The sequence below is a fragment of the Acidovorax sp. KPB24-03 genome, assembly GCF_057546605.1.
Genome location: NZ_BAAJYR010000393.1, coordinates 1 through 3242 on the forward strand (window position 1 = coordinate 1; position 3242 = coordinate 3242).

Sequence of the window (3242 nt, forward strand, 5' to 3'; positions counted from 1 at the left end):
CGCCACCACCGCCCGAAGGCTTGCGGCGGCGCCGGCGGCGCTTCTTGGGGGCGGCCTGGCCGTCGCCGGCCGGGTCTTCGCCACCATCGTGTTCATGGTCCTGGCCGTCCTGCCCTTCCTGATCGCCCCGGGAGGGGGCAGCGGCCGGGCGGGCCTCGCCAGGGGAGGCTGCAGCGCCGTCCGCATCGGCAGGCCGGGGCACGCGGCGCACGACGGGCTGGGCCTTGCGCTGGCGGGACTTCTGCTCTTCGCGGGCCTGGTCGATCATGTCGTCGCGGCGCATGTCGTCGGCGTGCTGGAACTCCTGCCACCATTCGGCCAGCGCCTCCTCGACCTCGCCCACATCGGCGCGCAGGCGCATGAAGTCGAAGCCGGCACGAAAGCGCGCCTGGGCCACCATACTGTAGGGCGTGGAGCCCACGCGCTTGTCGAAGCGCGGCTGCATGACCCAGATCTCGCGCATGTCGGCGGCCAGCTTGCCGCGGCCCGACACGTCGCCGATGCGCCGCTCGAACACGTCGTCGATGGCGTCCTGCAGCGCGGGAAACGGCTGCTCGCGCTGCGCGATGCGCCGGTCCCAGCCGGTCTTCACGTCCTGCCACAGCACGCAGGCCAGCAGGAAGCTCGGCGCCACGGGCTTGCCCTCGCCCACGCGGCGGTCGGTGTCGGCCAGGGCGGCGCTCACGAAGGAGGAATCAGCGCGCTCGACCACCACGTCCAGCAGCGGATAGATGCCGGTCGCCATGCCCAGCTTCTTGAGCTGCGCGATCGTGGCCAGCGCGTGGCCCGTCTGCAGCAGCTTGAGCATTTCGTCGAACATGCGGCTTTGCGGCACGTCGGCCAGCAGCGCCTGCGACTCGATCAGCGGGCCGGCCGTCTTGGGCTCGATGGTGAAACCCAGGCCCGCGAGCTTGGCCGCGAAACGCACGGCCCGGATGATGCGCACCGGGTCTTCGCGGTAGCGCGTGGCCGGGTCGCCGATCATGCGCAGCAGCTTTTTCTTCGCGTCCTGGATGCCCTTGTGGTAGTCCACCACGACCTGCGTTTCGGGGTCGTAGTACATCGCGTTGACGGTGAAGTCGCGCCGCGTGGCGTCTTCGTCCTGCGGGCCCCAGACGTTGTCGCGCAGCACGCGGCCGCTGGCGTCCACGGCGTGCTGCATGCCCACCAGCTGCTGCTTGCTGGTCTTTTCGTTGCCGCTCACCTGCTGCTCGATGGCGGTGTTGTCCAGGTAGGCGCGGAAGGTGGAGACCTCGATGACCTCGTGCTCACGGCCGCGGCCGTGCACCACATGCACGATGCGAAAGCGCTTGCCGATGATGAAGGCGCGGCGGAACAGGCCCTTGACCTGCTCGGGCGTGGCGTTGGTGGCTACGTCGAAGTCCTTGGGCCGCAGGCCCAGCAGCAGGTCGCGCACGGCGCCGCCCACGATGTAGGCCTCATAGCCCGCCGCCTTGAGCGTGCGCACCACGTCGGCCGCGCGGCGGTCCACCAGTTCGGGGTTGATGCCGTGCACCGAGGCGGGCACTTCCTCGCGCTTGCCGAAGCGGTTCTTTCCGCGGCCGGCGCCGGGGGCGCCCTTGCCCAGCAGTTTGTCGATGAACTTCTTGATCATGGTTGGGTGGGAAAGAGATCCAATATGCGCCAGCCACGCTGCTGCGCGAGCGCCCGCAGGCGGGGGTCGGGGTTGGTGGCCACCGGGTGATCGACGGTTTCGAGCAGCGGCACGTCGTTCATGGAGTCGCTGTAGAACGTGCTCTCCACGCCGCTCCAGGCCAGGCCGCGCGCCGCCAGCCATTCTTCCATGCGCCGCACCTTGCCTTCGCGCATGGTCGGCGTGCCCTCGATGGCGCCGGTGTACCAGCCCTGCGCGTCGCGCGCAAGGCCCATGGAGAGCAGCTCGTCCACACCCAGCGCCTGGGCGATGGGGCCGGTCACGAACTCGTTGGTGGCCGTGATGATGACCACCTGGTCACCCGCCGCCTGGTGCTGGCGCACCAACTCCAGCGCCTGCGGATGGATGGCGGGCCCGATCACTTCGCGCATGAACTGCGCATGCGCCGCCGCGGCGGCCTCGGGCCCGCGCTGGCGCACGGCCTCGATGGCAAAGCGCACGTAGTCGTGCACGTTCAGCGTGCCGGCCTGGTAATGGGCGTAGAACTCGTCGTTGCGGCGGCCGAACTCGACCGGGTCGTTCCAGCCGATGCGGATGGTGAACTCGCCCCACTCGTAGTCGGAGTCGAGCGGCAGCAGCGTATGGTCGAGGTCGAACAGGGCCAGCCGAGGGCGTTGCGCCGGGGGTTCAGGGTTCATGCGGTGTGGTGTATGGAAAAAGGGGCGGGCGAAGGGGAGGAAAGCCGGCGGCGTGCGCCGCTATTCGGACTCCAGCATGGCCCGCAGCAGGGGAATGGTGATGGCGCGCTGGGTGCGCAGGGCGAAGCTGTCCAACTGGTCCAGCAGCTGCATCAGGCTGCCCAGATCGCGCGAGAAGCGCTTGAGCATGTAGTCCATCACATCGTCGCCCAGGAAGATGCCGCGCGCGTCGGCCTCCTGGCGCAGCACGGCGCGGCGCTCGGCCTCGCCCAGCACGTGCAGCTGGAAGATGTGGCCCCAGCCCAGGCGGCTGCGCAGGTCGTCGCGCAGCGGCAGGTCGGCCGGCGGCGTCTGGCCGGCGGCCAGGACCCAGCGGGGTTCGCCCACGGCGGGGCTGATGGCATTGACGAACCAGTTGAAGGCGGCGGCCTGCTGGGCCGTGTTGTACAGGTGCACCTCGTCCAGCAGCACGGCGGACCAGCGGTCGTCGAACGCCGTCGGCTCGGCCACCGAGGCATCGAGCCAACCGACCGAGGCGCCCTGCTCGCGCAGGGCCTCGCGCACGGCCTCCAGCAGGTGGGTCTTGCCGCTGCCCGACTCGCCCCAGAGGTAGGTGGGCACCGGCGAGCGCAGCACCTCGACGGCGCCGTCGCCCACGGCCAGCCGCAGGTGCTGCAGGGCCGCCTCGTTGGTGCCGGCGAAGAACCGGGACAGCGTGGGCCCGGTGGCCAGGCCGATGTCGAGCGCGAGCTGCTTCATGCGCCGCGCCCTTGCACGGCGGCCCGCACGCGCCGCGCACCCGGGCCGCAGCGGCAGGCGCGGTGCGGGATGAAGGGCGGCAGAGGGGGGCGAGGCGGCATGGAAGTGGGAATGGCAAAGGGCCGGATGGCAGGGCGCGCGGGACACGCCGGCGCGAATTTTAGTCTGCC

General features: G+C 70.5%; 3 protein-coding genes. All 3 read right to left on the bottom strand.

Annotated features, from left to right (window positions below):
* Positions 1-1615: polynucleotide adenylyltransferase PcnB (gene pcnB, locus AC27KI_RS21490; protein ID WP_487115740.1), on the bottom strand; the 1615-nt coding region annotated here is incomplete at its 3' end.
* The gene (locus AC27KI_RS21495; protein WP_272564467.1) at positions 1612-2313 is read right to left on the bottom strand and encodes a histidinol-phosphatase; all 702 of its coding nucleotides are present in this window, start codon (positions 2311-2313) and stop codon (positions 1612-1614) included. The genes pcnB and AC27KI_RS21495, both read right to left, overlap by 4 nt.
* Before the next feature lie 60 nt (positions 2314-2373).
* Positions 2374-3072 (bottom strand): DnaA regulatory inactivator Hda, encoded by a 699-nt coding sequence (gene hda, locus AC27KI_RS21500; RefSeq protein WP_487090703.1) that lies wholly within the window; start codon positions 3070-3072, stop codon positions 2374-2376.
* Positions 3073-3242 lie beyond the last annotated feature (170 nt).

Coding starts and splice junctions, on each gene's coding strand:
- AC27KI_RS21495 (WP_272564467.1), bottom strand. CDS start 2,313: ATGAACCCTGAACCCCCGGCGCAACGCCCTCGGCTGGCCCTGTTCGAC.
- hda (WP_487090703.1), bottom strand. CDS start 3,072: ATGAAGCAGCTCGCGCTCGACATCGGCCTGGCCACCGGGCCCACGCTG.